General features: G+C 73.8%; 14 protein-coding genes and 1 pseudogene. 13 read left to right on the top strand and 2 right to left on the bottom strand.

The window, feature by feature from the left end:
• The first annotated feature begins 2 nt into the window (after nt 1-2).
• The 9 genes and pseudogenes from ACTMVF_RS27095 to ACTMVF_RS27055 form a co-directional block, all read left to right on the top strand.
• Nucleotides 3-209 (top strand): MbtH family protein, encoded by a 207-nt coding sequence (locus ACTMVF_RS27095; protein ID WP_441273716.1) that lies wholly within the window; start codon nt 3-5, stop codon nt 207-209.
• Nucleotides 202-3,801, top strand: a complete 3,600-nt coding sequence (locus ACTMVF_RS27090) for an amino acid adenylation domain-containing protein (RefSeq protein WP_441273715.1) — start codon at nt 202-204, stop codon at nt 3,799-3,801. The genes ACTMVF_RS27095 and ACTMVF_RS27090 overlap by 8 nt, the downstream gene beginning before the upstream one ends.
• Nucleotides 3,792-4,865, top strand: a complete 1,074-nt coding sequence (locus ACTMVF_RS27085; protein WP_441273714.1) for a MupA/Atu3671 family FMN-dependent luciferase-like monooxygenase — start codon at nt 3,792-3,794, stop codon at nt 4,863-4,865. The genes ACTMVF_RS27090 and ACTMVF_RS27085 overlap by 10 nt, the downstream gene beginning before the upstream one ends.
• A complete protein-coding gene (locus tag ACTMVF_RS27080) occupies nt 4,862-9,577 on the top strand; it encodes an amino acid adenylation domain-containing protein (protein ID WP_441273713.1) in 4,716 nt (1,571 codons plus the stop codon). The genes ACTMVF_RS27085 and ACTMVF_RS27080 overlap by 4 nt, the downstream gene beginning before the upstream one ends.
• The gene (locus ACTMVF_RS27075) at nt 9,577-13,467 is read left to right on the top strand and encodes a non-ribosomal peptide synthetase (protein ID WP_441273712.1); all 3,891 of its coding nucleotides are present in this window, start codon (nt 9,577-9,579) and stop codon (nt 13,465-13,467) included. The genes ACTMVF_RS27080 and ACTMVF_RS27075 overlap by 1 nt, the downstream gene beginning before the upstream one ends.
• Nucleotides 13,457-16,765 carry a non-ribosomal peptide synthetase gene (locus tag ACTMVF_RS27070; protein WP_441273711.1) on the top strand — a complete coding sequence of 1,103 codons (3,309 nt, stop codon included), beginning with the start codon at nt 13,457-13,459 and terminating at the stop codon, nt 16,763-16,765. Before ACTMVF_RS27075 ends, ACTMVF_RS27070 begins: the two co-directional genes overlap by 11 nt.
• Nucleotides 16,765-18,813 (top strand): beta-ketoacyl synthase N-terminal-like domain-containing protein, encoded by a 2,049-nt coding sequence (locus tag ACTMVF_RS27065; RefSeq protein ID WP_441273710.1) that lies wholly within the window; start codon nt 16,765-16,767, stop codon nt 18,811-18,813. The genes ACTMVF_RS27070 and ACTMVF_RS27065 overlap by 1 nt, the downstream gene beginning before the upstream one ends.
• Nucleotides 18,810-19,562, top strand: a complete 753-nt coding sequence (locus tag ACTMVF_RS27060; RefSeq protein ID WP_441273709.1) for a thioesterase II family protein — start codon at nt 18,810-18,812, stop codon at nt 19,560-19,562. The genes ACTMVF_RS27065 and ACTMVF_RS27060 overlap by 4 nt, the downstream gene beginning before the upstream one ends.
• Before the next feature lie 86 nt (nt 19,563-19,648).
• Nucleotides 19,649-20,914: pseudogene (locus ACTMVF_RS27055) on the top strand (beta-ketoacyl-[acyl-carrier-protein] synthase family protein); the annotation flags it as partial.
• Between the two features lie 18 nt (nt 20,915-20,932).
• On the opposite strand, the gene ku reads toward ACTMVF_RS27055, so the two are convergent.
• Entirely contained in the window at nt 20,933-21,982 is a 1,050-nt protein-coding gene (ku, locus tag ACTMVF_RS27050) for a non-homologous end joining protein Ku (protein WP_441273708.1), read from the bottom strand.
• 51 nt (nt 21,983-22,033) lie between these two features.
• On the opposite strand from ku, the gene ligD reads away from it, so the two are divergent.
• Nucleotides 22,034-22,921 (top strand): non-homologous end-joining DNA ligase, encoded by an 888-nt coding sequence (gene ligD, locus ACTMVF_RS27045; protein WP_441273707.1) that lies wholly within the window; start codon nt 22,034-22,036, stop codon nt 22,919-22,921.
• A gap of 97 nt (nt 22,922-23,018) precedes the next feature.
• Here ligD and ACTMVF_RS27040 read toward each other — a convergent pair whose 3' ends face one another.
• Entirely contained in the window at nt 23,019-23,828 is an 810-nt protein-coding gene (locus tag ACTMVF_RS27040; protein WP_441273706.1) for a nuclease-related domain-containing protein, read from the bottom strand.
• Nucleotides 23,829-23,942: 114 nt separating this feature from the next.
• Between ACTMVF_RS27040 and ACTMVF_RS27035 the strand changes: the two genes are divergently transcribed.
• From ACTMVF_RS27035 to ACTMVF_RS27025, 3 genes are all read left to right on the top strand, one after another.
• Nucleotides 23,943-24,449 carry a protein-tyrosine phosphatase family protein gene (locus tag ACTMVF_RS27035; protein ID WP_403332623.1) on the top strand — a complete coding sequence of 169 codons (507 nt, stop codon included), beginning with the start codon at nt 23,943-23,945 and terminating at the stop codon, nt 24,447-24,449.
• A 92-nt stretch (nt 24,450-24,541) separates the two neighbouring features.
• Nucleotides 24,542-25,303 carry a hypothetical protein gene (locus ACTMVF_RS27030; protein ID WP_441273705.1) on the top strand — a complete coding sequence of 254 codons (762 nt, stop codon included), beginning with the start codon at nt 24,542-24,544 and terminating at the stop codon, nt 25,301-25,303.
• A complete protein-coding gene (locus tag ACTMVF_RS27025) occupies nt 25,300-26,535 on the top strand; it encodes an ATP-binding protein (protein WP_441273704.1) in 1,236 nt (411 codons plus the stop codon). The genes ACTMVF_RS27030 and ACTMVF_RS27025 overlap by 4 nt, the downstream gene beginning before the upstream one ends.
• Nucleotides 26,536-26,558: the final 23 nt, after the last annotated feature.

The raw sequence follows: 26,558 nt of genomic DNA, 5'->3' as shown, positions 1-26,558 counted from the left end.
CCATGACCACCAATCCGTTCGAGGACGAGAACGGCACCTACCTCGTGCTCACCAACGCCGAGGGCCAGTTCTCGCTCTGGCCCGACGGGATCACCGTGCCGGGCGGGTGGGACGTGGCGCTGCCCGCGAGCAGCCGTGCGGACTGCCTCGCCTACGTCGAGGACCACTGGAGCGACATATGTCCCGCCCGCACGGCAGCCGATGGCTGAGAAGGGGGCAACGGGGGCGTTGCACGGGGTGCATGAACTCTTCGGCGAACAGGCTCGGCGGACACCGGCGGCGACCGCGCTGGTCCACGGCGAGCAGCGGCTGAGCTACGGCGAACTCGACGCGTGGGCCGACCGGTTGGCCGGGCTGCTGCGGCGGCACGGCGTGCGGCCGGGGGCCCTGGTGGGCGTATATCTGGAGCGGTCCGCCGAGATGGTGGTCGCCCTGCTCGGCACGCTCAAGGCCGGGGCCGGCTATGTGATGCTCGACCCCGAATTTCCGGCGGAACGGCTGCGGGGGATGGCGGCCGACGCGGGCGTCGCCGTGGTCGTGTCACGGCGCGCGGCCCGACCGACGGGCATCGCGGCCGAGCCGGTCGCGGTGGAGGACGCGGAAGAGGCGCCGCCTCTCGAACGCGGCACTGTGACCGTACGGCCGCAGGACCCGGCCTGCGTGATGTTCACCTCCGGCTCCACCGGCCGTCCGAAGGGCATCGTCGCCTCCCATGCCGCGATCACCGGGACGCTGACCGGGCAGGACTTCGCGGCGTTCGGGGCCGGCGCGGTGTGGCTGCAGTGCTCCCCCGTCTCCTGGGACGCGTTCGCGCTGGAGCTGTGGGGTCCGCTGCTCGGCGGCGGCCTGTGCGTACTGCACCCGGGGCAGCGCCCCGACCCGGTGGTGATGGCCGGTCTGGTCGACCGGCACGCCGTCACCTCGCTCTACCTCTCCGCCTCCCTCTTCCACGTGATCGTCGACGAGTACCCGCGGGCCCTCGCCGGAGTACGTGAACTGATCGTCGGGGGCGAGCCGTTGTCGCCCGCGCACGCGGCCCGCGCCCTGGAGCGCCACCCCGGGCTGCGGCTGAGCAACGGCTACGGCCCCGTCGAGGGCATGGTCTTCCTCACCGTCCATCAGGTCACCGCCGAGGACGTACGGGACGGACGACCGGTGCCGATCGGCCGCCCGCTGGCCGGCAAACGGCTGCGGGTGCTCGACGAGCGGCTGCGGCCCGTCGCGGACGGCGAGACCGGTGAGCTGTACGCCGCCGGGGCGGGGGTCGCCCTCGGCTACTGCGGTCGGCCCGGGCTGACCGCCGAGCGCTTTGTGGCCGACCCGTACGGGGCCGCCGGTGATCGGATGTACCGCACCGGTGACCTGGTGCGGCGGCGGGCGGACGGGGTGCTGGAGTATCTGGGGCGGGCCGACGCCCAGGTGAAGATCCGCGGGTTCCGGGTGGAGCCCGGGGAGGTGGAGACGGTCCTGGCCGGCCACCCGGATGTCGTCCGGGCCGCTGTCGTCGCGCGTCCCGACGCCTCGGGTGACAAGCGGCTGATCGCGTACGTCGTCCCGCGCGACGGACATCGCCGGCTGCTGTCGGAACAGCGGTTGCGCGAGCACGCCGCTCGCGTGCTGGCCGACTACCTGGTCCCGGCCGCCTTCGTCCTGCTGGACGCCCTGCCCCTCACCGCCAACGGCAAGCTGGACCGCGCCGCCCTGCCGGAGCCCGGCCCGGTCACCGGCTCCCTCGCCTCGGCGGCCGCACGGCAACCGTCGGGGCCGGTCGAGGAGGCGCTGTGCGGGCTGTTCTCCGAGGTGCTGGGGGTGGCGTCGGTCGGCCCCGAGGACGACTTCTTCGCGCTCGGCGGCAACTCGCTGATGGCGGCGCGGCTGCTGGGCCGGATCCGGCTGACGCTGGGCGCGCAGGTCGGCGTACGGACACTGTTCGAGTGCCGGACGCCGGCGGCGCTGGTGCCGTACGTGGAGAAGGCCGAGAGGAACAAGCAGGACGACCAGGTGGACGTTCCCGCAGTTCCGCGGGACGGGGACGCGCTGCCCCTGTCGTACGCCCAGCGGCGGCTGTGGTTCCTGGACCGGGTCGACGCGGGTGCCGCCTACACCCTGCCCGTGCTGGTGCGGCTGCGCGGTGAGATCGACGCGGAGGCCCTTCGGGCCGCTCTCGGGGATGTCGCCGCCCGGCAGACGGCGCTGCGTACCGTCTTCGAGGAGTGCGACGGCGAGCCGAGGCAGCGGGTGCTGAGTGGCGCCGAGGGGCTGCCTCGGCTGCGGCATGTCACGGTCGGTTCGGGCGAGTTGGCGCAGGCGGTCGGCGCAGCCGCGCGGCACCGGTTCGACCTCGCCGCCGAACTGCCCCTGCATGCCGTGCTGTTCGGCGTCAGGGACCGGCCGGGTGAGCATGCCCTGCTGCTCGTCCTGCACCACATCGCGGGTGACGGCTGGTCTTTGCCGCCGCTCTTCCGGGACCTGTCGCGCGCCTACGCGGCCCGCAGTGCCGGTGCCGGGCCGGAGCTCGCCCCGCTGCCCGTGCCGTACGCCGACTTCGCCCGCCGGCAGCGGGAGCGGCTGGGCTCGGCGGACGATCCCGGGTCCCTGGCCGCTGCCCAACTCGCCTTCTGGAGCAAGACCCTGGCCGACCTGTCGGCCGGCGGACCGCTGCTCCCCCGGCGTCCCGGGCGGCCCGAACTGCCGGGTCGGGACGCCGCCACCGTCGTACGGCGGCTGGACGCGGGCGCGCACGCGCGGATCGTCGAGGCGGCGCGGGCTCAGGGTGCCACGCTGTTCATGGCGCTGCACGCCGCGCTCGCCGCCACGCTGGTGCGGGCCGGGGCGGGTGAGGATCTCGCGGTCGGGTCGCCGGTCGCCGGGCGTGGGCACGACGGCACGGTCGACGACGTCGTCGGGTTCTTCGTCAACATGCTGGTGGTGCGCACGGACGCCGCCGGTGACCCCACCGCCCGGCAACTGCTCGCGCGCACCCGGGAGACGGCACTGAACGCCTTCGCCCACCAGGACGTGCCGTTCGAGGAGGTCGTGGACGCGCTCAATCCGGTACGGCCGCCGGGGCGGCAGCCGTTCACCGAGGTGGTGCTGGCGTTGCAGAACAACGCCAGGGCCGAGGTGGAGCTGCCCGGCGCCGAGGCCGGCGTGGAGCCGTTGCGCACCGGCACCGCGCGGTTCGAGCTGCTGGTCGACGTCACGGACGACCACGGGCCGGCGGGCGCCCCGGACGGCATGACGCTGGTCTTCGAGTACCGGACGTCGTGTCTGGAGCCGGAGTTCGTCCAGTGGCTGGCGGACGCGGTCGTCGAGGCGCTGCGGGCGGCGGCCGCCGAGCCGGACGTACCGCTGTCCCGGCTTCCGCTGCCCGCGCCTCCCCGGCGGGCGGACGCGGCCCGGGACGCGGTCCTCGCCCCCGCCCGCACCACCGCCAACAAAGCCGGGGACTCCGCGCTGCACCGGGAGATCGCCGCCGTCTGGTCGGACGTCCTCGGCGTCGAGCGCATCGGCCCGCACGACGACTTCTTCCGGCTCGGCGGCAACTCCCTGCGCGCGGTCCGGGTGGCGGCCCGGCTCACCGGCGCCGGGCGCACGGTGACGGCCGCCCAGCTGTTCACCTCCCCCACGGTCGCCGCCCTCGCCGCCGAACTGGAGCGGGCACCGGCGCAGGCACCCGCGGCCGCGGCGCCCATCCCGCGTCGGCCGCGCGTTCCGCGGCAGCCCGGCCGCGACAGCCGTACCGACACCGGCCGCAGCGGCCGTACCGACACCAGTCAGAAGGAGGTGCCATGGACCTGAGCGTGATGTTCTTCGGCGCCGACACGCCCACCGCCGACACCCCGGGCGGGGGTACCGCGCCGCGCCACAGCGAGGCCTACGACGACATCCTCACCGTCGCCCGTACCGCGGACCGGCTCGGCTTCCACGCGATCTGGACGCCCGAGCGGCACTTCCAGCAGGTGGGGCAGGTCTTCCCCAGTCCGCCGGTGCTCAGCGCGGCGCTCGCGGTGGCCACCGAGCGGATCAACATCCGGGCGGGCAGCGTGATCCTGCCGCTGCACCATCCGCTGCGGATAGCGGAGGACTGGGCCGTCGTGGACAACCTCTCGCACGGCCGGATCGGGCTGTCCGCGGCGACGGGCTGGCACTCCACCGACTTCGTGCTGGCCCCGGACCACTACGAGGGCCGCCGCGAGCAGACCCTGCGGGACATCCCGCTGCTGCGGCGGCTGTGGGCGGGCGAGGCGGCCGAGTTCACCGACGGCACCGGCGCCTCGGTCCCCGTCCTGCCGCAGCCCCGCCCCGTGCAGGACACCCTCCCCCTGTGGCTCACCAGCTCCGGCAACCCCGCGACCTGGGAGGCCGCCGGCAGCCTGCGCACCGGGGTCCTCGGGGCGACCGTCGGGCAGAGCCGGGAGGAGCTCGCCGAGAAGATCGCCCGCTATCGGGCGGCCTGTGCCGCCGCGCCCGAGCAGGGCGGCACCGACGCGCACGGCCGGGTGACGCTGATGGCGCACACGTTCGTCGGCGCGGACGACGAGGAGGCGCGGCGCCTGACCGGCGTACCGCTGACGAGGTATCTGCGCTCGTACGTACGGCAGACCACGGCCAACCGCACCGCCAACCGGGCGACGGCGGAGCTCACCGAGGAACAGACCGCGCTGCTCGCCGAGTTCGCCTTCCACCGCTATCTGACCTGGGGCAGTCTGCTCGGCTCCGCCGAGACCTGCCGGAAGATGCTCGCCGATCTGCGCGAGCTGGGCTGCGACGAGGTCGCCTGCTTCGTGGACTTCGGACTCGGCCGCGACGAGGTGCTGGCCGGGCTGCACCGGCTGGCCGAGCTGCAGGAGGAAGTGGCATGACGGGGGTGACGGGGCCGGCCAGGGCGGGCGGTGCGTCGATGGCCGAGCGGTTCGGCGCGCTCAGCGGGGAGCAGCGCGTCCGGCTGATGCGCCGACTCGTGGAGTCCGGGCAGTCGGGCCTGATCCCGGCCGTCGTACCGCGACGGGACGGGGACGGGCCGGTGCGGCTCAGTGCCGCGCAGGAGGACCTGTGGGTGTACGAGTCGCTGTATCCCGGCACTCCCGCGCTCAACCTGTGCAGTGCCTACCACTTCGACCAGCCCGTCGACCCGGACCGCCTGGAGACGGCGTTGACGCAGGTCCGGGCGCATCACGACATCCTGCGGGCACGCATCGGCGGGGAGCCGGGCGCGCTGCACCTCACCTTCCCGCCCGAGGACCGCTTCGTCCTGGAGCGGGAGGACCTGCGCGGCACCGGCACCACCATCGCCGAGGCCTTCGAGACGTTCCGGCGCCGCTCCTTCGACCTGGGCGGGGGGCCGCTGATGCGGGCCCGTCTCGTCACGGTCGACGAGAAGCGGACCACCCTGATGCTGGGCCTGCACCACGTCATCGCCGACTGGTGGTCCTTCGACGTCCTGCAGACCGAGTTCGCCGAGGCCCATCACGCGACCGGCGCCGGCGTCGCGTCGACCCTGAACCGGCCGCTCATCCAGTACGCCGACTTCGCCTCCTGGCAGGGCGAGTTGGAGGAGGCCGGGGTCTTCGAGGCACGGCTGGACTTCTGGCGCCGCTATCTGGCCGAGCCGCCCGCGCCGCTCACCGTGCCCGGCACCCGTACCGGGACCGGGGACGGCATCGCCCAGGTCCCCTTCCGTGTCGACGCCCCCACCGCCCAGGCCGTACGGACGCTGGCCCGCGAACGCGGCGCCTCCGTCTACGTCGTCCTGATGGCGGCCTTCGCGGTCCTCGCCCACCGCCTCACCGGCGCCGACGACATGGTGCTCGGCACGCCGACGGCCAACCGGGCCGCCAAGGGGCTGGAGCGGGTCATCGGGTACGTCATGAACGCCATCCCGACCCGCTGGCGGATCCGGGCCGATGACTCCTTCGCCGACGTGCTGGCCCGGTTCGCCGCGGACTTCCCCGAGCTGATGGCCAACTCCGACGTGCCGGTGGGCCGGATCGTCTCGGCGGTCGCGCCCGACCGCAGTGCCGGGCGCTCCCCGCTGTTCCAGTGGGTCTTCATGCACCTCACCCAGCAGCGCAGCGTGGCCGCGCTGCGGGAGTTCAGCGAGCCCGAGCGCATCCACACCGGTGGCGAGCACGACCTCGTCGGCATCGTCCGGGACTCCGACGACGGCACGATGGAGGGCAGCTTCGAGATCCGTACGGCTCTCTTCGACGCCGACGCCGTACGGCACTGGACGGACGCCTACCTGGAGCTGCTGCGGCGCTTCACCGCCGCTCCCGGGGTGCCGCTCGCCGAGGTCGGCCTGGTGCCCGAGGCCGACCGGCGCCGGCTGGTGGAGCTCGGCTCCGGCGGGCCCGCCCCCGAGCCGCTGGCCCTTCCCGACCTGGTGGCCCGGCAGGCGGCCCGCACTCCCGACGCGCCCGCGCTGGAGGGCACTGCGCTGGCGCTGACCTACGCCGAACTGACCGACCGGGTTGACCGGCTGGCCACGCATCTCGCGCGGCACGGTGCGGGCCCCGGCGCGGTCGTGGCCCTCGCGCTGGGCCGCACCGCCGCCATGACGCCGGCGCTGCTGGCGGTGCAGCGGACCGGTGCCGCCTATCTGCCGGTGGACCCGGACTATCCGGCCGAGCGGATCCGGTTGGCGCTGGAGGACGCGAGGCCGGTGCTCCTGGTCGTGGGAGAGCGGGGGGCGCTGATCGATACGGATGTGCCGACGCTGGTGCTTGACGCCTCAACGGAACTGAGCGAGCAAGATTACGACGAACCGCCCCTGCCCGAAGCCGAGTTGAACCCCGCCCACCCCGCCTACGTCATCCACACCTCGGGCTCCACCGGCCGCCCCAAGGGCGTGGTCGTCCCGCACACGGGTCTGACGGCCCTCACGCGCGGCCTCGTGGACGCGCTCGCACTGGACGCGGACAGCAGGGTGCTGCAACTCGCCTCGCCCGCCTTCGACATCTCCCTGGGCGAGATGTGCCTGGCGTTCGGGTCCGGCGGCACCCTGGTCGTCCCGCCGGAGGGGCCGCTCGTCGGGCAGGACCTCGCGGATGTGCTGACCGGGCGGCGGGTCAGCTGTGCGCTGTTGCCGCCCTCGGTGCTGGCGACGGTGCCGACCGGGGAGTACCCGGAGCTGCGGTCGCTGGCCGTGGGTGCGGAGGCGTGTCCGCCGGACCTGGTGGCCCGCTGGGCCGTCGGCGGGCGCCGGTTCCACAACGCCTACGGGCCCACCGAGTTCACCGTCGGTGCCACCGTCTCCGGCCCGCTGACCGGCGACGGCACGGCACCGCCCATCGGCGCCCCGTTCCCGGGCACGCGCGCGTACGTCCTCGACGGGCGGCTGCGTCCCGTGCCGCCCGGGGTGTGCGGCGAGCTCTATCTGGCGGGGCCGGGAGTGGCGTACGGCTATCTGGGGCGGGCGGCGGCCACCGCCGAGCGGTTCGTCGCCGACCCGTACGGGCCGCCCGGCGAGCGCATGTACCGCACCGGAGACCTGGCCCGCCGCCGGGACGACGGGCAGCTGGAGTATCTGGGCCGCTCCGACGACCAGGTGAAGATCCGCGGCCTGCGCATCGAGCCGGGCGAGATCGCTGCCGTCCTCACCAGGCATCCCTCGATCGAGCGGGCGGTCGTCGTCGTACGGGAGGACCGGCCGGGCAGGCCACGGCTCGTCGCCTACGTCGTGGGCGGCGGCGAGGGCGTCCCGGTACCGGACGCGCTGCTCGCGTACGCCGCCGGACGGTTGCCCGCGGCCATGGTGCCGTCCGACGTGGTGGTGCTGGACGAGCTGCCGCTGACGGCCAACGGCAAGCTGGACCGGGCCGCACTGCCCGCCCCGGGCAGCAGGGCGGACGGCTCCGGACGGGCCCCGCAGGGCGCCCGCGAAGTCACCCTGTGCGCCCTGTTCGAGGAGGTGCTCGGCGTCGAACAGGTCGGCGCCGACGACGACTTCTTCCGGCTGGGCGGCGACAGCATCATGGCGATCCAGCTGGCGGGGCGGGCCTCGGGGGCGGGGCTCGGCATCGCGCCGCGTGACGTCTTCACGGCCCGTACGCCTGCCGTGCTCGCGCTGACGGCACGGGAGGCGACGGACCCCGGCGTCGGCGAGGACACCGGCACGGGCCGGTTCCCGCTCACGCCCGTCATGCGGTGGTGGCGTGAACAGGCCGGGGACCCGGCCGCGTTCACGCAGTCGATGGTGTTCCCGGTACCGCGGGATGTCGGCCCGGAGCGTGTCGAGGCGGCGGTGCGCGGGCTGGTCGAGCGGCACGGTGTGCTGCGGATGCGCCTGGTGGACGGGGAGCTGGAGATCCCCGAGGAGGTCCCCGGTGTGGCGGTGGAGCGGGTCGAGGTGCCCGTCGGTGCCGATTCACGGGCGATGGCCGAGGAGTGGGCGGCGTCGGTGCGGCTCGACCCGGAGAAGGGGGAGATGCTGCGGGCCACCTGGCTCGACCCGGCCTCCGGCGGGCCGGGGCTGCTGTTGCTGACGGTGCACCATCTGGCGGTGGACGGGGTGTCCTGGCGGCTGCTGGGTCCCGAGCTGGCGGCCGGGCCGGCCGGGGAGCGGCTGCCGGACCAAGGCGACCGGGCCATTCAGGCGACGAGCCCGGGCACGTCCTTCGCGCGCTGGGCGCGGCTGCTGGCGCGAGAGGCGGTCAGGCCCGAGTTGGCCGACACGGAGTCCGCCTGGTGGGAGCGGATGCTGAGCGGCCCGGACGCGCGGATCGCGGGCGGGCGGGGTGTCGGGGCGAGCCGTGCCGTGCTCACCGTCGAGCTGACCCCCGAGGTCACCGAGGCGGCGCTGTCCGAGGTGACCGCGGCCTTCCACTGCGGCCCGGACGCCGTGCTGCTGACGGCGCTGGCCGCGGCGGCGGCACGGCGGCGGGGCGAGGATCCGGCGACGGTCACCGGCCTGCTGGTCCACCTGGAGGGCCACGGCCGCGAGGCGCTGTCCGAGCCCGTCGACATCTCCCGCACCGTCGGCTGGTTCACCACCCAGTACCCGGTCCGGCTGGACGCGGGCGGCGCGCTGGGCCCGGACTTCTGGCAGCCCGCGCGGGACGCGGCCGGTGAGGCCCTCAAGCGGGTCAAGGAGCAGCTGCGGGCGGTCCCGTCGGGCGGCCTCGGCTGGGGGCTGCTGCGCCACCTCAACCCGGACACGGCCCCGAAGCTGGCCGCGCTGCCCGTCCCGGACCTGCGCTTCAACTACCTGGGCCGGTTCTCCGGCGGCGACACGGCAGACGGGGAGCTGCTCGGCATGGCCGCCGAGGCGCTGCCGCTCGGCCATGCGGTGGAGGTGGACGCGCTGGTCCTGGAGCGGAACGACGGGCGGCTGTGCCTGAGCGCCGGGTTCTCGTACGGGCGCGGGGTGCTCGGCGAGGACGAGGTGAGGGAGCTGGCCCGGCTGTGGTGCGAGGCGATCGAGGTGCTGGTCGAGCACGCCCGCAGGGACGGCGCCGGCGGCCACACCGGCTCCGACTTCCCCCTGGTCGACCTGTCGTCGGATCAGCTCGCCCAGCTGGAGGACGACTTGGAGTTCGAGGACTGGGACGAAGACGACGAAGAGGGGGACGACTGATGGGCGGCCGCATCGCGGACGTGCTGCCGCTCTCCCCCGCCCAGGAGGGCCTGCTCTTCCACGCCCTGCGCGACCCGGACCGCCCCGACCCGTATCTGGTGCAGGCCCGTTTCCGGATCGCCCCCGGCATCACGGCCGAGGCGGTGCGGGCCGGGGTGACGGCGCTGCTGGAGCGGTACCCGAATCTGCGGGCGCGCTTTCGGCACGAGCATGTCGACCGGCCGGTGCAGGTGATCCCGCGCTCGGTGAAGGTGCCGTGGGCGGAGACCGACTGCACCGGCCGTACGCCGGACGAGACGGAGGCGGAGCTCGCGCGCCTCATGGCCGAGGACCGGGGCAGCCGCTTCGATCTGGCCCGGCGCCCCCTGGTGCGGGCCACGCTGGTCCGGCACGACGCGGGCGCCGACCTGCTGCTGACGCTCCATCACATCTTGCTGGACGGCTGGTCGCTGCCGTTGCTCGCGCGGGATCTGGAGGCGCTGACGACGGGTACCGCCGCGCTGCCGCCCGCCGTGCCCTTCAAGCAGTACCTGGTCTGGCTGAACGGCCAGGACCGGGCGCGGGCTCAGGCCGCCTGGCGCGAGGCGCTGGACGGGCTGTCGCGGCCCGCGCTGCTCCCCTCAGTCGAGCCGGACGGGCCGGAGGGGGCTGAGGACACGGTCGACGTGGAGCTGACGCCCGAGCTGACGGCGGCGATCACCCGGCGTGCCGCGGACGCGGGCGTCACCGTCAACACCGTGGCGCAGACCGCCTGGGCCCTGGTGCTGGCCCGGCTGACCGGTGCCGAGGACCTGGTGTTCGGCGCGGTCGTCTCCGGGCGGCCGCACGATCTGCCCGGGGTCGAGCGGATGGTGGGCCTTTTCATCAACACGCTGCCGGTGCGGATCCGGCTGCGCTCCGGTGAGTGCGTCGACGAGCTGCTGGCCCGCGTGCAGAGCGAGCAGCTGCGGCTGGCGCCGTATCACCATGTACGGCTGTCGCAGGTGCAGCGGGCGGCCGGAGCGGGCGAACTGTTCGACACCGTCCTGGCGTTCGAGAACTTTCCGCGCGCCCAGGGGCCCGCCGCGGCCGTCGAGCTGGTCGAGACGCGGGACGCGACGCACTACCCGGTGACGGTCGCCGTCGTCGCCGGTGAGCGGATGCTGCTGCGGATCAGCTGTCGCCGGGGCATCTCCGCGGCCACGGTCGGCGCCCGCCTGGCGCGCGCCTTCGAGGCGCTGACGTCCGCGCACGGCACACCGGCCGACCGGCTCGACGTCCTCCCGCAGGAGGAGCGGCGACAGCTGCTCGCCCTGTCCGAGGGGCCGGTACGTCCGGTACCGGAACCGCCGAGCATCCCCGGGTGCTTCGCCGAGCAGGTGGCCCGTACGCCCGATGCGCCGGCCGTCGAGGCGGACGGTGAGGTGCTGACGTACGGCGGTCTCGACGCGGCGTCCGACCGGCTGGCGGCGCGGCTGTGGGAGGCGGGGGTGCGGCCCGGCGACACGGTGGCGTTGCCGCTGGCCCGGTCCGTGTCCCTGGTCGTCGCACAGCTGGCGGTGCTGAAGGCGGGCGCGTGCTGTCTGCCGCTGGACCCGGCGGCTCCGGCGGGGCGGGCGGCGGCGCTGGTGGAGCAGGCCGGCGCGCGGGTGGCGGTGACGCCCCCGGACGTTCAACTGCCGGACGACGTACGGAGGTTGGGCCCGGAGGACACCGACGCCGACGCGCCGCCGACTGTGTCCGTGCACCCCGAATCCGCCGCCTACGTGATGTACACCTCCGGCTCGACGGGTGAGCCCAAGGGCATCCTCACCCCGCACCGGGCCGTCGTCGAGCTCGCCGCCGACACCCGCTTCGCGGGTGGCGCGCACGAACGCGTCCTGCTCCACAGTCCGCACACCTTCGACGCCGCGACCTTCGAGACCTGGGTGCCGCTGCTGAACGGCGGCACGGTCGTGCTCGCCCCGTCCGGCCCCGTCACCCCCGACCTGCTGAAGCGGCTGCTGCCCGAAACGCGCGTCACCGCTCTGTGGCTCACCGCCGAACTCCTGCGAGCGGTCGCGGAGATCGCGCCCGAGGCGCTCGGCGCCGTGCGGGAGGTGTGGGCGGGCGGGGACGTCCTCGCGCCCGATGCGGTCCGGCGGGTGCGCGAGCAGTGCCCCGGCACTCGGGTCGTCAACGGCTACGGGCCCACCGAGACGACCGTGTTCGCCACGGCCCACCGGGTGACCGGTGACGTCGGCGCGTCCGTGCCCATCGGGCGGCCCCTCGACAACACCCGCGCCTACGTCCTCGACCACCTCCTGCGCCCCGTACCGGCCGCGACCGTGGGCGAGTTGTATGTCGTCGGCACCGGGCTCGCCCGCGGCTATCTGAACCGTCCGGGGCAGACCGCCGAGCGCTTCGTCGCCGACCCGTACGGGCCGCCCGGCGAGCGCATGTACCGCACGGGCGATCTGGTGCGGCAGCTCCCCGGCGGTGAGCTGGAGTTCATCGGCCGGAGCGACGACCAGGTCAAGGTGCGGGGCTTCCGCATCGAGCCCGGCGAGGTGGAGGCCGCCCTGGCCGCCTGCCCGGGCGTGGAGCGGGCCGTGGTGGCCGCGCGCCCCGGGCCGGACGGCGGCAAGAGGCTCGTCGCGTATGTCGTGGGCGGCGACCTGGGCCTCGTACGGGACCATGCGGCGCGCGCACTGCCGGCGCATCTGATGCCGTCGGAGTGGGCCGCCCTCGACGCCGTACCGCTGACCGCGCACGGCAAGGTCGACCGGGCCGCGCTGCCCGAACCCGGGCCGCAGCGAGCCCGGCCGAGCCACGGACGGGTCGCCCGGCCGGGGCGCGAGCAGCTGCTGTGCACGCTGTTCACGCAGGTGCTCGGGGTCGAGGCGGTCGGCCCCGACGCCGACTTCTTCGCGCACGGCGGCCACTCGCTGCTCGCCCTGCGGCTGACCGCGCAGATCCACGCCGAGCTCGGGACACAGGTGTCGCCGGCCACGCTGTTCGAGGCGCCGACGCCGGCCGCGCTCGCCGCCCGCCTGGCCCCTGCCACCGGACAGGGGGGCCACGACCAGGGCAAGGACGACGAGGACGCGTACGCCCCGCTGCTCGCCCTGCGCCGCGCGGGCGATCTGCCCCCGCTGTTCTGCCTCCACCCCGGGCTGGGGCTCGGCTGGGGATACGCGGCGCTGCTGCCGCACCTCGCCCCCGGCCGCCCGGTGTACGCACTTCAGACGCCGGTGCTGCACGGTGAGCCACTTCCCGACACCTTGGGCGAGTTGGCCGAGGGCTATGTGCCACGCATCCGGGCGGTGCGGCCGCACGGGCCGTATCTGCTGCTGGGCCGCTCCTTCGGCGGGCCGTTCGCCCATGAGCTGGCGGTGCGGTTGCGCGCGGCCGGCGAGGAGGTCGCGCTCGTCGCCGTCCTGGACTCCATGCCGAAGCCGCCCGAGGTCGCGCGGGTGCCGCTGGACCCGGCGGTCGTGGAGCAGGTGGCGCTGGGCAACCTGCTGCGCAACGCGCTGCCCGGGGTCACGGCCGGTGCCGAGCCGCTGGAGCGGGCCGAGGTCCTCGCACGCGTCCACGCGCACAGCGCGCTCCTCGCCGACCTCGACGAGCAGCGCCTCGACACCCTGGTCGCCGCCATGGAGCGGTACATCGGGATGGCCCGTGCCTGGCAGCCGTCGCCGTACGACGGCCGGGTGACCCTCTTCTCGGCCACCCGCGCCTCGGAGGCGACGACCGCGGAGAAGAACGCCGCGTGGCAGGCCTGCTCGGCCGGGGTGGACGTACACGAACTGGACTGCGAGCACAGCGATGTGCTCACGCCGGGGCCGCTCGGCGAGATCGCCGCGGCCGTGGAGGACGTACTGGCAAGGAACCGCACGGGGGACGGAGCACAGACAGATGGACGCTGACGACACAGGGACTGCCGGGGAGCACGAGGAGGCTCCCGGCGACGGCGAGGAGTACGAGTTCCCGGCCTCGGACGCACAGGCCCGGCTGCTCGTCCTGGACCACATGGACCCGGGCAGCCCGACCTACCATGTGCCGGCCGCGTTCGCCGTGCGCGGGCCGTTCGATCCGGCCGCCTTCGGGCGGGCCCTGGACGCGCTCGTCGCCCGGCACGAGTCGCTGCGCACGGTGTTCCGCACCGGCCCCGACGGGGTGCCGGTGCAGATCGTGTCCGCCACGGGGCGGGCCGAGCCACGCCTGGAGCGCGACGTACCCGCGTCCGAGGTGGACGCGCGGATGCGCGCTGAGGCCGCCCGCCGCTTCGACGTGACGTCCGGCCCGCTGCTGCGCTGCACGCTGTACGCCGTGGACGACGGCAGCCACCGCGTCCTGCTCGTCGCCCACCACCTGGTCTGCGACGGCTGGTCGCTGGGCGTGCTGCTGCGTGAGCTGTCGGCCGGGTACGAGAACGAGACCAAGGGCCTGCGCCACACCCTGCCCGAACTCCCGTTGCAGTTCCCGGACTTCGCGGCCTGGCAGCGGGAGCGGCAGGCGGCGGGCGAGTACGCCGACTCCGTCGCGCACTGGGCCGGGCGGCTGCGCGGTGCTCCCGGGACGGTCGCGCTGCCGCTGGACCGGCCGCGTGGGGCGGTCCGTTCGGCGGCGGGCGGCACCGAACGCTTCACGCTGTCGGCCCGGCTCCGGGAACGGCTCGCCGAGACGGCAGGAGCACGCGGCGGTACGCCGTTCATGGCGGTGTTCGCCGCGTACGCCGCGTTCGTGAGCCGGCTGTCCGGCTCCGAGGACCTGGTGATCGGCTTCCCCGTCTCCGGCCGCGACCGCCCCGAACTCCAGGACATGGTCGGCATGCTGACCAACACCCTGGCCTTGCGCGTCGACCTGTCCGGCGACCCCTCGTACCACGACCTCATCGCCCGCCTGCGCACCGCGTTGCTGGACTCCCAGCCGTACCAGGACGCCCCCTTCGAGGCGGTCGTGAACGCGGTCGCCCCGGCCCGCGAGATCAGCCACGACCCGGTCGTCCAGGTGATGTTCGGCTACGACGACGACACCGAGCTGACACTGAGCCTGGCGGGCGCCGAGGTCGAGCGGGTCCATGTGCCCCTGGACACCGCGAAGTTCGACTTCCACCTCCAGGTGGAACGCTGGGGCGAGGATCTCGCCGCGTATCTGATCCACCGCAGCGCCCTGTTCGAGTCGGAGACGGTACGGCGATGGGTGCGGTGCTTCGAGACGCTGCTGGAGGGGCTGCTGGAACGTCCGGATGTTCCTCTGTCGGCCATAGACATGGTCCCGTCGGACGAGAGGGAGTGGCTTCTCACCCAGGGGACGGCGACGCCGCCAAGGGGCGCGGGGAACTGCGCGACAAGCCACAACGAACCCGCAGCCGCCCGACAACACAACGTGGCACATCCTGAGGCGCGCCCGGTCCCGAACCTCGTGGCGGACCGAGCCGCCGAACAACCGGAAGCCACCGCCCTGGTCTGCGGCGACCTGCGCCTCACATACCGCGAACTACTCAAGCGCGCCGACACCCTCGCGGCCCATCTACAGGCACGCGGCGTCCGACGCGGAGACCGGGTCGGCCTGCTCCTACCCCGCGGCGCCGACATGGGCGTCGCCGCCCTCGCGGTGCTGCGTGCGGGCGGCGCCTACGTACCCCTGGACCCGGCGCATCCGGCCGCCCGCCTGGCCTACATGGTGAACAACTCGGGCACGTCCCTGCTCCTGACGGCAGAAGGGACGACAGGCCTGACGGCGACGGACGTCCCGGAACTACGCGTGGACGAGACCACGGACGAGGTGCCTGCGCTCGCCCCCGTGGCATGCGCCCCCCACGACCTCGCCTACGTCCTCTACACCTCCGGCTCCACCGGCGTCCCCAAGGGCGTCGCCGTCGAGCACCGCGCCCTGCTCAACCTCGCGGTGAACGTCCGCCCCGTGTTCCCGGTGACCGAGACGGACCGCGTCCTGCAGTTCGTGTCGTTCGGCTTCGACGTGGCCGTGTCCGACCTGTTCTTCCCCTGGGTCGCGGGCGCGGAGCTGCACATCGCGCGGGAGGACGAGCGGCTGGGCGAGGCGCTCCAGGCGCGGCTCAGGGACTCCCGCATCACCTACGTGTTCCTGCCGCCGTCCGCCGCCATGACCCTGCCCCGCGCCCCGGGCGCCCTGCCCGAGCTGCGCACGCTCGCGGTCGGCGGCGAAGCCTGCCCGGCCGAACTGGTGGAGCGGCTCGCCGAGGAGGGCCGCCGGATCGTCAACGCGTACGGCCCCAGCGAGGCCACGGTGTACTCCACCACCGCCGATCTGCACCCGGGCGAGCCGGTGGTGATCGGCAACGCCGTCCCCGGCACCCGCGCCTACGTCCTGGACCGGCGTCTGCGCCCCGTCCCGGTCGGCGTGACGGGCGAGCTCTACGTCGCCGGCGCCTCCCTGGCCCGCGGCTACTTCGGCCGGCCCGGCATGACCGCCGAGCGCTTCGTCGCCGACCCGTACGGGCCGCCCGGCAGCCGGATGTACCGCACCGGGGACCTGTGCCGCATCGACGCGCACGGCGTACTGCACTACCTCGGCCGCGGCGACTCCCAGGTGAAGCTGCGCGGCTACCGCATCGAACTGGGCGAGATCGAGGCGCTGTTGGCAGGCCATCCCGACGTCACGGTCGCCGCGGCGGCGGTGCGCGGGGAGGGGGCCGAGCAGCGGCTCGTGGCGTACGTGGTCGGCGAGGACACGGGTCCCTCGGACGAGGCCCTGCGCGCCCATCTCACCCGACGGCTCCCCGGCTACATGGTCCCGGAGGTCTTCGTACGCCTGCCGGACCTGCCCCTGAACCGCTCCGGAAAGATCGACCGGGCCCGGCTGCCCGAACCTCCCTCGTCACGCCCCGAGTTGACGGAGTCGTACGCCGCCGTGAGCACCGAGGCCGAGCGACGCGTGGCCCGGGTCTGGCAGCGGGTGCTGACCCTGGACCGGGTCGGCGTCCACGACAACTTCTTCGACCTGGGCGGCAATTCGGTACGGCTGCTGGCCGTGCTGGCGGCGCTCCGGGAACACCCGGAGTACCGGGACCTCACCCTGATCGACCTCTTCCGGCACCCGACGGTCGCCGCCGTGGCGGCCCACCTCGACAGTTCGGCCGAGGAGCCCGCACGCCACGAGGAGGCAGCCCGGCGAGGTGGCGATCGCCGTCGACGCCAGGCAGCCATGCAGAAACTCCGTTCCAGGAAAGGCACGACGTGATGACGAACGAGGAAGCCGCACCGCACGACCTTGATTCCGCGGTGGCCGTGGTGGGGATGAGCGGACGCTTCCCCGGCGCCCCCGACCTCGACACGTACTGGGCCAACCTGCGCGACGGCGTCTGCGCCATCTCCACCTTCACCGAGAAGGAGCTGCTGGCCGACGGAGCGGACGCGGCGGAGCTGAGCAGTCCCGCGTACGTCGGCGCCCAGGGCCGCCTCCCGGACGCCGACCGCTTCGAGGCGGACCTCTTCGGCTTCAACCGCACGGAGGCGACGGCGCTGGATCCGCAGCACCGCGTGCTGCTGGAGACGGCGTGGTCCGCCCTGGAGGACGCGGGACACGCCCCGCTGCGCGCGCCGTCCCGCACCGGCGTGTACGTGGGCGGCAGCCCCACGGAACACGCGCTGGCGGCGGGCACGGACCCGGCGCTCGCGGCGTCGATCGGCGCCCTTCAGGTCCGTATCCTCACCGACCGCGAGTTCCTGGCGCCCTGGATCTCCTACCGCCTCGGCCTGGACGGCCCCAGCATGACGGTCCAGACGGCCTGCTCGACCTCGCTGACGGCGGTCCACCTGGCCGTCCAGGCGCTCCTCCTCGGCGAGTGCGACATGGCCCTCGCGGGCGGCGTGGCCATCGGCAGCGTGCGCAAGCAGGGCTACGTCCACTATCAGGGCGGGATCTTCTCCCCCGACGGCCGTTGCCGCCCCTTCGACGAGAAGGCGGCCGGCACGGTGCCCGGCAGCGGGGTGGGCGTGCTGGTGCTGCGCCGGCTGGAGGACGCGCTGGCCGACGGTGACCCGGTGCGCGCGGTGATCCGGGGTACGGCGGTCACCAACGACGGTTCCGGCAAGGTCGGTTTCACCGCGCCGGGGGTGGACCAGCAGTCGGCCGCGATCACGGAGGCGTGGGCGGCGGCGGGCCTGGAGCCGTCGGCGGCGCAGTATGTGGAGGCGCACGGGACGGGGACCGAGCTCGGGGACCGGATCGAGCTGGAGGCGGCGAGCGCGGCCTTCGCGGGCGGGGCGGGCATCGGCCTCGGCTCGGTGAAGTCGAACATCGGGCACGCGGACGCGGCGGCCGGGGCGGCGGCGCTGATCAAGACGATCCTGATGCTGGAGCACGCGACGCTGGCCCCGACGGTGGACGTCACGAGCCCGCTCGCCGCCCTGCGCGAGTCACCGCTGCGGCTGGTGACCGCGACCGAGGAGTGGCCGAGCCGTTCGGGCCTGCCCCGGCTGGCGGGCGTGACGTCGGTGGGGATCGGCGGCACGAATGTGCACGTGGTGGTGCAGGAGGCGCCGGCGCGACCGGCTCCGGCGGACGACGCCGTACGACCGCTGCTCCTGCCGCTGTCGGCCCGGACCGAGCCGCAACTGGCCGCCGCGGCGGAGCGGTTGGCCTCGGTGCTGCGCGCACCGGACGCCCCCTCCCTGGCCGCGGTCGCGCACACCCTGCGCACGGGCCGGGTCGCCATGGCCGTACGGGCGTATGTGGTGGCCTCGGATGCGGCGGAGGCGGCGGAGAAGCTGACGGCACTGGCCCGGGGCCGGGTTCCGCACGGCACGCCCGACCCGCTGGGTGAGGCCTGGGTGCGGGGCGACGAGGTGACGTGGCCGGCCCCGGGCAGGAACGTGCGCAGGGTGCCTCTCCCGACGTACCCGTTCGCGGGCGAGAGCTACGGCGCGCTGACGCTGCTCAGGTCTGCGGCGCAGGACCCGCGGGTGGAGGCGGCGCCCGGCGCCACGGCACCCGCCCCGCAGGACGAACTCGAGGACAAGGTGACCGAGCTGGTGATCGAGGCGCTGGACCTGAACAGTGCCGCCGATCTCGCGCAGACCTACTTCGAGGCGGGCGGCGACTCGCTGACGGCCGTTCACCTCGCCGGCCGGCTCCGCGACGAGCTGGGCATCGACGTGCCGATCCAGCTGTTCCTCGAACCGATCACACTGAAGGACATGGCGATCAGCATCTGCGAGATGAAGCGGAACGGGGACGCGGACGGCGCCCTCGACGCCCTCCTCGCCGAGTTCGAGGCGGAGTCGTGACCATCCGGGACATCAGGACCCGGTGGTTCAGGGGCGTGAGCGCGCCCGGCGCGAGGATCCGCCTGCTGTGCTTCCCGCATGCGGGCGGAGCGGCGGTGGCCTTCCACGACTGGGCCGCGTTCGCCCCGCCGGAGATCGAGGTCATGGCGGTGCAGTACCCCGGCCGCCAGGACCGCCTGTACGACCCGTGCGCGGGCACGATGGAGGAGCTGGCGGACACGATCACGACGGCCCTGCGGCACGAACTGACCGGCGACCTGCCGTTGGCCCTCTTCGGCCACAGCATGGGTTCGTCGGTGGCGTACGAGGTGGCCCGCCGCCTGGAGGACGACCCCGGACGCACCCTCACCCACCTGGTCGTGTCGGGCCGGCACCGGCCCCGCGTCCCGCAGGAGGAGGCACCCGGCCCGGCCCCGACCGACACCGAGGTCCTGGACCGCGTCCGGCTGCTGGACCCCGAGGGCGCCGCCCTCTACGACCACCCCGACCTGCGGCCCGTGATCATGCCGGCGCTGCGTGCGGACTTCGGGCTCCTCGCGAAGTACCGTCCGGCTCACCTGCGCCGGCTGGGAGTTCCGGTCACGGTGTGCGGAGGCGACCGCGACCCCGTGTGCACGGTCGAGGACCTCAAGTCCTGGTCGGACGTCACGACGGAGGGGCTGGACCTCCGGGTCTTCGAGGGCGGCCACTTCTATCTCCAGCAGCGGAAACGCGAGTTGCTCGCGTTCGTCGCCTCGCAGCTGACATGAGAGGGCGCATCGAACGGACGTGCAGGACCTGAGGAATCTGGGCATGTTTTCCTTTCAACCACCTAAGGGGGCATGCCCGGATGAGCGAGTCCGCCGCGTCCGCACCGCGAAGAGTCGTCGTGACCGGGCTCGGGGCGGTCACGCCCCTGGGCGTCGGGGCCGAGGCGTTGTGGCAGGGACTGCTCGACGGGCGCCACGGCATACGGGAGTTGGCGGATCCCGAGTTCGACGGGTTACCCGTGCGGGTGGCGGGCGTCGTACCCGTGGACCCCGGTCGGCTACTGCCCCGGCCCGTCGCCCGGCGGATGAACCGGGCCGCTCAGTTCGGGGTGCTGGCCGCCCGGGAGGCGTGGTCCGACGCCGGGTTCGTGGCGGGCGGTACCCGGGAGAGCGGTATCGATCCGGAGCGGGTGGGGGTGAGTCTCGGGGCGATCCTCGGTGACGCGTCCGTGCTCGTGGGCGGGGACCGGCAGCTGCGGGAGAAGGGGCCCCGGGCCGTCTCGCCGCTCACCACTCCCATGACCGTGCCCTCGCAGGCCGCCTCGCAGGTCTCGCTCGATCTGCACATCACCGGCGAGGCTCGCACCGTGACGAGCGCGTGCGCGTCGGGGACCGAGGCCATAGGGCAAGCGATCGACCGCATACGGTACGGGCGGATCGACGTCGCTCTCGCGGGCGGCGCCGAAGCCGTCGTCACGCCGGCGATCATGGCGTCCTTCGCGGCGATGCGGGCCCTGGCCGACGGGGACCCCGCCGACGGTTCGCCCTCGCGGCCCTTCGCCAAGGACCGGTCCGGGTTCGTCAACGGCGAGGGCGCCGGGATCCTCGTACTGGAGGCGGAGGAGCACGCACGGGCCCGGGGAGCGCGGGTCTACTGCGAGGCCGCGGGCTGGGGACTCTCCGCCGACGCCCACCACATGGCCGCCCCCGACCCGTCCGGCAACGGCATCGCGCTCGCCCTGCGACGGGCCCTGCGGGACGCCGGGGGCCACGTCGGGGACGTCGCCCACGTGAACGCCCATGCCACCGCCACGGTCGAGGGCGACCTCGCGGAGGCGGGTGCGCTGCGGGCGGTGCTGGGACGACGGTCCGTACCGGTCACCGCGCTCAAGGGGCACCTCGGGCATCTGCAGGGGGCGGCGGGCGGGGTCGAGGCCGTCGCCGCCGTCCTGACGCTGCATCACGGGGTGGTGCCGCCGACGGTGGGGTGCGGGGAGGTCGACGACGCGATCGACCTGGATGTGGTGACGGGGGCGCCGCGGACGTTGCCGGAGGACGGGGACCTGGCGCTCAGCAACTCGTTCGGGTTCGGAGGGCACAACGCGGTGCTGGTGCTGCGCCGGTCGAGGTGAGGCTCCGGGCGCCCCCGGTCACGCGGTCCGCTTGCGGGCCGCCGTCTTCTTGGCAGTCTTGGCGGTCTTGGCCGTGGTCTTCTTCGCCGTGCTCTTCTCCGCGCCCTTGGCCGTGCTCTTCGCCGCCGTCCTCTTCGTCCCCTGGGCCGTCTTCGACGTGGACTTCTTGGCCGACGCCGTCTTCTTGGCCGCCGCACTCTTCGTCGCCGTGGACTTCTTGCCCGCCGCCTGCTTCGGGGCCGCCCTGGCCGCCTTGCGCTCCGGCAGACGTCTGACCTCCGCCGGCTCCTCGCCGCGCGACTCCTTCGCCGCGCGCACGCTGCTCTCCAGGGCCGCCATGAGGTCGAGAACCTTGCCTCCGGTGGCGGGTTCGGGCGCGGAGGGCGGGGCCTCGCCGGCCGCCTTCGCGGCGATGACCTCCTCGACGGCCTCGCGGTACTCGTCGTGCAGATCGTCGAGATCGACCTCGCCGAGCGTGTCCATCAGGGCGTCCGCGAGGTCGAGTTCCTTGTCACGGACGGTGACACTGGTGTCGGGGGCGACGCCCTCCGGGGCGCGGACCTCATCGGGCCAGAGCAGGCCGTGCATGGCGATGGCGTCACCGACGACCCGGAGCATGCCCAGCCGTTCCCGGCCGCGCAGCGCGAACTTGGCGATGGCGACCTTGTTGCTGCGCTTGAGCGCCTCGCGCAGCAGGGTGTACGGCTTGGCGGCCGGGGCGCCGCTCGCGGCGAGGTAGTACGCCGCGTCCATCTGGAGCGGGTCGATCCGGTCCTCCGGGACGAAGGCCACGATCTCGATCGTCTTCGCGGTCGGGATCGGCAGCTCGGCCAGGTCCTCGTCGGAGATGGGGATGATCGAGCCGTCCGCGTCCTCGTACCCCTTGCCGATCTCGCCCTGGGTGACCTCGCGGTCCTCCAGTTCGCAGAACTTGCGGTAGCGGATCCGGCCGCCGTCCTCGGTGTGGATCTGGCGGAAGGAGATCGAGTGGCTCTCGGTCGCGTTCACCACCTTGATCGGGATGCTGACCAGGCCGAAGGAGATGGCGCCGTTCCAGATGGATCGCACGTTCAGCACCTTTCGAGGCGGTTCCGACCTATTTCATGTGATTCTCATCGTATGACGCCGATCACAGAGGTGGAGGGACGGCGGCTCGCGCTCAGCAACCTGGAGAAGGTGCTGTATCCGGCAGCCGGGTTCGCCAAGGGCGAGGTGCTGCACTACTACGCGACCATCGCCGACGCACTGCTGCCGCATCTGCGCGACCGGCCGGTGTCCTTCCTGCGCTACCCGGACGGCCCGGACGGACAGGTGTTCTTCACCAAGAACGTGCCGCCGGGTACGCCCGAGTGGGTCACCACCGCCGAGGTGCCCCGGGTGGAAGGACCGGCGCGGATGGTGCTGGTGCAGGATCTGCCTTCGCTGATGTGGGCTGCCAACCTCGTCACCGAGTTCCACACGCCCCAGTGGCTGATCGACGCGCCCGGCGAGGCCGACCGGCTGGTCTTCGACCTCGACCCCGGCTCGCCCGCCACCGCGGTCGAGTGCTGCGAGGTCGCCCTCTGGCTACGGGAACGGCTGGCCGCCGACGGCATCGAGGCCTACGCCAAGACCTCCGGCTCGAAGGGCCTCCACCTCGCCGCCGCCATCCGGCCGGCCCCCTCCGAGCAGGCCACCGAGTACGCCAAGGAACTCGCCGTGGAGGCCGAGAAGGCCATGCCCCGGCTCGTGATCCACCGGATGACGAAGAGCCTGCGCCCCGGCAAGGTCTTCGTCGACTGGAGCCAGAACGCCGCCCGCAAGACCACGGCCACGCCCTACACCCTGCGCGCCCGCCGCGACCCGACGGTGTCGGCGCCGGTCACCTGGGAGGAGGTCCAGGACTGCCGCTCCCCCCGGTCCCTGACCTTCCTCGCCCCGGATATGGCCCCACGCCTCCAGGACTACGGCGACCTATTGGCTCCGCTCCTGGACGCGAACCGGGCGGGCGCGCTGCCAGGTATTTAGCCCGTCCGGCGATTGAGGACGAGGCCCGCCAGGGCCGAAGCGGGGGTCTGGGGGCGGCAGCCCCCAGGGACGGCCGGCCCAGCCAACCTGTACCCGTTCAGCCGGGGGCACCCCACACCCGCCGGTCCCGAGCCATCGCGTGCAGCGCCTCCACATCCGCCGGCTTCAGCAGCCCACCCAGCCGACCCAGCCCCTCCACCTCCGCGTCCCTGAACACCCGGACCTCCCGCAGCGGCCCGGGTATCGCCACGTCGGCCGGCCCGACCAGCACGAGCACCGGGCGGACCTCCGCGGTCAGGGCGTATGAGGCGCGGTCGGCGTCGGCACGGACGCGGCGCAGCAGGGGATACGGTTCGCGGCGCCCGAGGGAGACCATCGGATCGGCGACGGTCACCTTCTGCTTACGGGCGTACAGGCTGTGCAACACGAACAGCCCACCCGGCCCGATCACCAGATGGTGGATGCGGTCACCGCCGGGAAGCGGAATGGAGTGCAGCGCGTGCCAGCCCGCGCCGTCCAGCCGGTCCAGCGCCTCGCCGACCGTCTGCTCCGCCGTCAGCGCCCGCAGCCGCGGGTCGGGGCGGCGCAGCCGGTGGGAGCGGGCGGGATCCCGGTCGAGGGAGACGATGAGCGCCTCGCCGGGGCGGTTGGGCGCGAGGTCGTCGTCCGGGTGCAGGGACAGCCGGGCCAGCTCGGCGGGCGTGGGGACCGGCGGCGGGCCCACCGTCACCGGTCCGGTGATGAAGGGGCCGAGCGCCTCCAGCACATCCTCCCTGCGGTCGTCGCTGAGCAGGTTGATCCTGGCGGCCTCACGGTCGTACCAGGCGAGGTTGCGCCCGTCCGTGAGGCAGACGTAGAGCCGCTCCCGGCCGTGCCGCCAGGTCGGTATGACGCGCAGTCCGCTCATGCACCATCACCCCACTGACCATGGGAACAGGCGGGGTGCCGCCGGGGCAAGAACCCGGTTACCTTTGCCAGGAGTTGGGCAAACCCCCCGGGAGGGGTGGTTGGGGAGGCGCCGTTGCGTACCCGCAGGAAGCAACCCGACGTACCGGCTCCGGACAGCCCGTGGAGCGAGATCGTGCCCGGCCTGTGGATGGGCGGACACGAGTTCCGGGGGTCGTCGGGGCAACTGGAGTTCGTCGTCGTACAGGACGAGTTCGATCTCGTACAGACTCTGCTGCGCCTGCCGGGGCACGGGCCCGATCCCGGGGTCGAGCACCATGTGTGGCCGATTCCCGACGGGCCGCTGGACGGGACCCAGCTGGCCGGGGTGATACGGCTGGCGGAGGCGGCGTGCGAGGCGCTGGACGAGGGCCGCAGGGTCCTCGTTCGCTGTTACCACGGGTACAACCGCTCGGGGCTGGTCATCGCGCACGCCCTGATCCGCCGGAGCCACTCCGCCGAGCAGGCGATCCGGCTGATACGCTCCCGCCGCTCTCCGTGGGCTCTGCACAACGACCTGTTCGTCGACTACCTCCGAGCCGGCCTGTCGACCGCCCGGCTCCTCGAGGAACTCGCCGAGTAACCGTTTCGCCCGTCCGCCCACCGGGTGCGCAAAAAGGACTTCCGTACGAATAGGGTGTACGGGCCTACGACTGTCCCAGCCCCAGGAGAACCGTGCCTCGCAGCCGCCCCACGCGCTTCCTCGCGCTCAGTGCCCTTGTCGCACTGCTGCTGGCGGCGGCGACGGCCTGCGGTGACGCCGGGGGGCTCCAGGGGGCGGGCCCGACCGAGACCGCGGTCAGCCCGGACAAGCTCTGGCCGGAACTGACGCCGGCGTCCAGTCCCGCCTATGAGATCGGCGAGGTGAACAGGGAGACCGTCAAGGGCGTCACCCTCCCCGGCGGCGACATCCGCGATGTGGACCCGGTGGCGGTCGTACGCAAGGAGATCGCCGGGAGTCCGGACGACTACGCCGGCAAGGACGCGACGTACCGGCAGACCGGCCGTCTGATGACCGAGTGCGCCAAGGGCGCCGGGCGCGGCAGGTGCCCGGTGCTCCAGCCGTACTACCGGGATCTGACCGGCGACGGGCACCCCGAGCTGACACTGGGCTTCCGGCTGATGCCCGGCAACACCACCGCGGTGCGCGTCTACACCGTCGAGAAGCGCAGGCTCGTGCAGGTGATGGGGTGGGACGACGCCCTCAGCGGCGTCGAGCTGGCCGGCCGGTCGGTGATCCTGCGCTCGCCGTCCGAGGTCGCGGGGTACGAGTACCGGCTGCAGTGGACCTGGGACGCGGACCAGAAGGCGATGCTGCTCACGCACGACGAGATGCTGCGCACCGGCCACCGCAAGAAGACGCCCCACCCGTCGCCCTCGCCCTCGCGTTCCGCCTCCCCCTCCCGGTCCGCCTCCCCCTCGGCGAGCACCCCATGAGGCTCACGCTCCCCCGGTGGGCCGGCCCCCTCGCCGTGAAGGCCGCCGTCTTCATCACGGTGATGTGCTGCGCGCTCGCGGCGCTGCTCGGCATCCTCGTGCACGTTTCGGTGACGAACCAGACCGTCGGCCAGGCCCGTGACCTCGCGCTGTCCCGACTGGAGGACGCGACGGCGGCGTTCGAGGCCGGGGACCCGCTCGGGCCCGGCGTCAGCCTGGATCCGCCGGAGCTGCCGGAGTCCCTGCGGGAGCTGGCGTGGGCCGGGGAGCGCGGCACGATGGTCGCCGACCACTACGGCCGCCCCACGATGTGGGCGGCGGGACCGGTCGACGGCGAGCGGGCCCTCGCGGTCGAGGTCGACTACTCGCAGCAGGCGCGCACCATCGAGGGGCTGGACCGGGCGATCCTGTGGTCGTCGGGGCTGGCGATCGGGGCGACGCTGCTGGTGGGCGCGTTCGCGGTGACCCGGGTGACGCGGCGGCTGCACGCCACGGCCCGGGTGGCCCGGCGGATCAGCGGCGGCGACCTGGACGCGCGGGTCGGCGATCCCCGTACGCAGGATCCGACCAGGCGGCAGGACGAGGTGGCCGCCGTCGCCGCCGCCCTCGACTCCATGGCGTCGTCGCTGCAGAGCAAGCTGCTGTCCGAGCAGCGGTTCACGGCGGACGTGGCGCACGAGCTGCGCACGCCGTTGACCGGACTGCACGCGGCGGCCGAGCTGCTGCCGCCGGGGCGGCCGACGGAGCTGGTGCAGGACCGGGTGGCCGCGTTGCGCACGCTGACCGAGGATCTGCTGGAGATCTCACGGCTGGACACCGGGCGGGAGCGGCTGGAGTCGGACACCGAGCCGCTCGCGGCGCTCGCGGAGCGGGTGGTGCGCGGGTCCGGGACCGACACGGAGGTCGTCGTCGTACGGGACGCCGTGGTGGAGACCGACCGGCGGCGCCTTGAACGGGTCCTGGGGAATCTGGTGGCGAACGCGCACAAGCACGGGCGGCGGCCGGTGTCCCTGACCGTGGACGGGCCGGTGGTCACCGTGCGGGATCACGGGGCCGGCTACCCGGAGTACCTCCTCGCGCATGGGCCGCAGCGGTTCCGTACGGAAGGCGGAGCCAAGGGGCACGGGCTGGGGCTGACCATCGCGCTGGGGCAGGCGGAGGTACTCGGCGCACGGCTGACGTTCGCCAACGCGGCGGACGGCGGGGCCGTGGCCACGCTGACGCTCCGCTAGGAAGCACAGGGAACGGGGCGGTG

Source organism: Streptomyces sp. SD31 (assembly GCF_052068475.1).
GTDB lineage: Bacteria > Actinomycetota > Actinomycetes > Streptomycetales > Streptomycetaceae > Streptomyces.
Note: the sequence above shows the minus strand (reverse complement) of the source record. Positions and strands in the feature narration are given on the sequence as shown.

Excerpts from the sequence above, each read along its gene's own strand:
- ACTMVF_RS27095 (WP_441273716.1), top strand. The coding sequence starts at position 3 with ATGACCACCAATCCGTTCGAGGACGAGAACGGCACCTACCTCGTGCTC.
- ACTMVF_RS27090 (WP_441273715.1), top strand. The coding sequence starts at position 202 with ATGGCTGAGAAGGGGGCAACGGGGGCGTTGCACGGGGTGCATGAACTC.
- ACTMVF_RS27085 (WP_441273714.1), top strand. The coding sequence starts at position 3,792 with ATGGACCTGAGCGTGATGTTCTTCGGCGCCGACACGCCCACCGCCGAC.
- ACTMVF_RS27080 (WP_441273713.1), top strand. The coding sequence starts at position 4,862 with ATGACGGGGGTGACGGGGCCGGCCAGGGCGGGCGGTGCGTCGATGGCC.
- ACTMVF_RS27075 (WP_441273712.1), top strand. The coding sequence starts at position 9,577 with ATGGGCGGCCGCATCGCGGACGTGCTGCCGCTCTCCCCCGCCCAGGAG.
- ACTMVF_RS27070 (WP_441273711.1), top strand. The coding sequence starts at position 13,457 with ATGGACGCTGACGACACAGGGACTGCCGGGGAGCACGAGGAGGCTCCC.
- ACTMVF_RS27065 (WP_441273710.1), top strand. The coding sequence starts at position 16,765 with ATGACGAACGAGGAAGCCGCACCGCACGACCTTGATTCCGCGGTGGCC.
- ligD (WP_441273707.1), top strand. The coding sequence starts at position 22,034 with ATGACGCCGATCACAGAGGTGGAGGGACGGCGGCTCGCGCTCAGCAAC.
- ACTMVF_RS27040 (WP_441273706.1), bottom strand. The coding sequence starts at position 23,828 with ATGAGCGGACTGCGCGTCATACCGACCTGGCGGCACGGCCGGGAGCGG.
- ACTMVF_RS27025 (WP_441273704.1), top strand. The coding sequence starts at position 25,300 with ATGAGGCTCACGCTCCCCCGGTGGGCCGGCCCCCTCGCCGTGAAGGCC.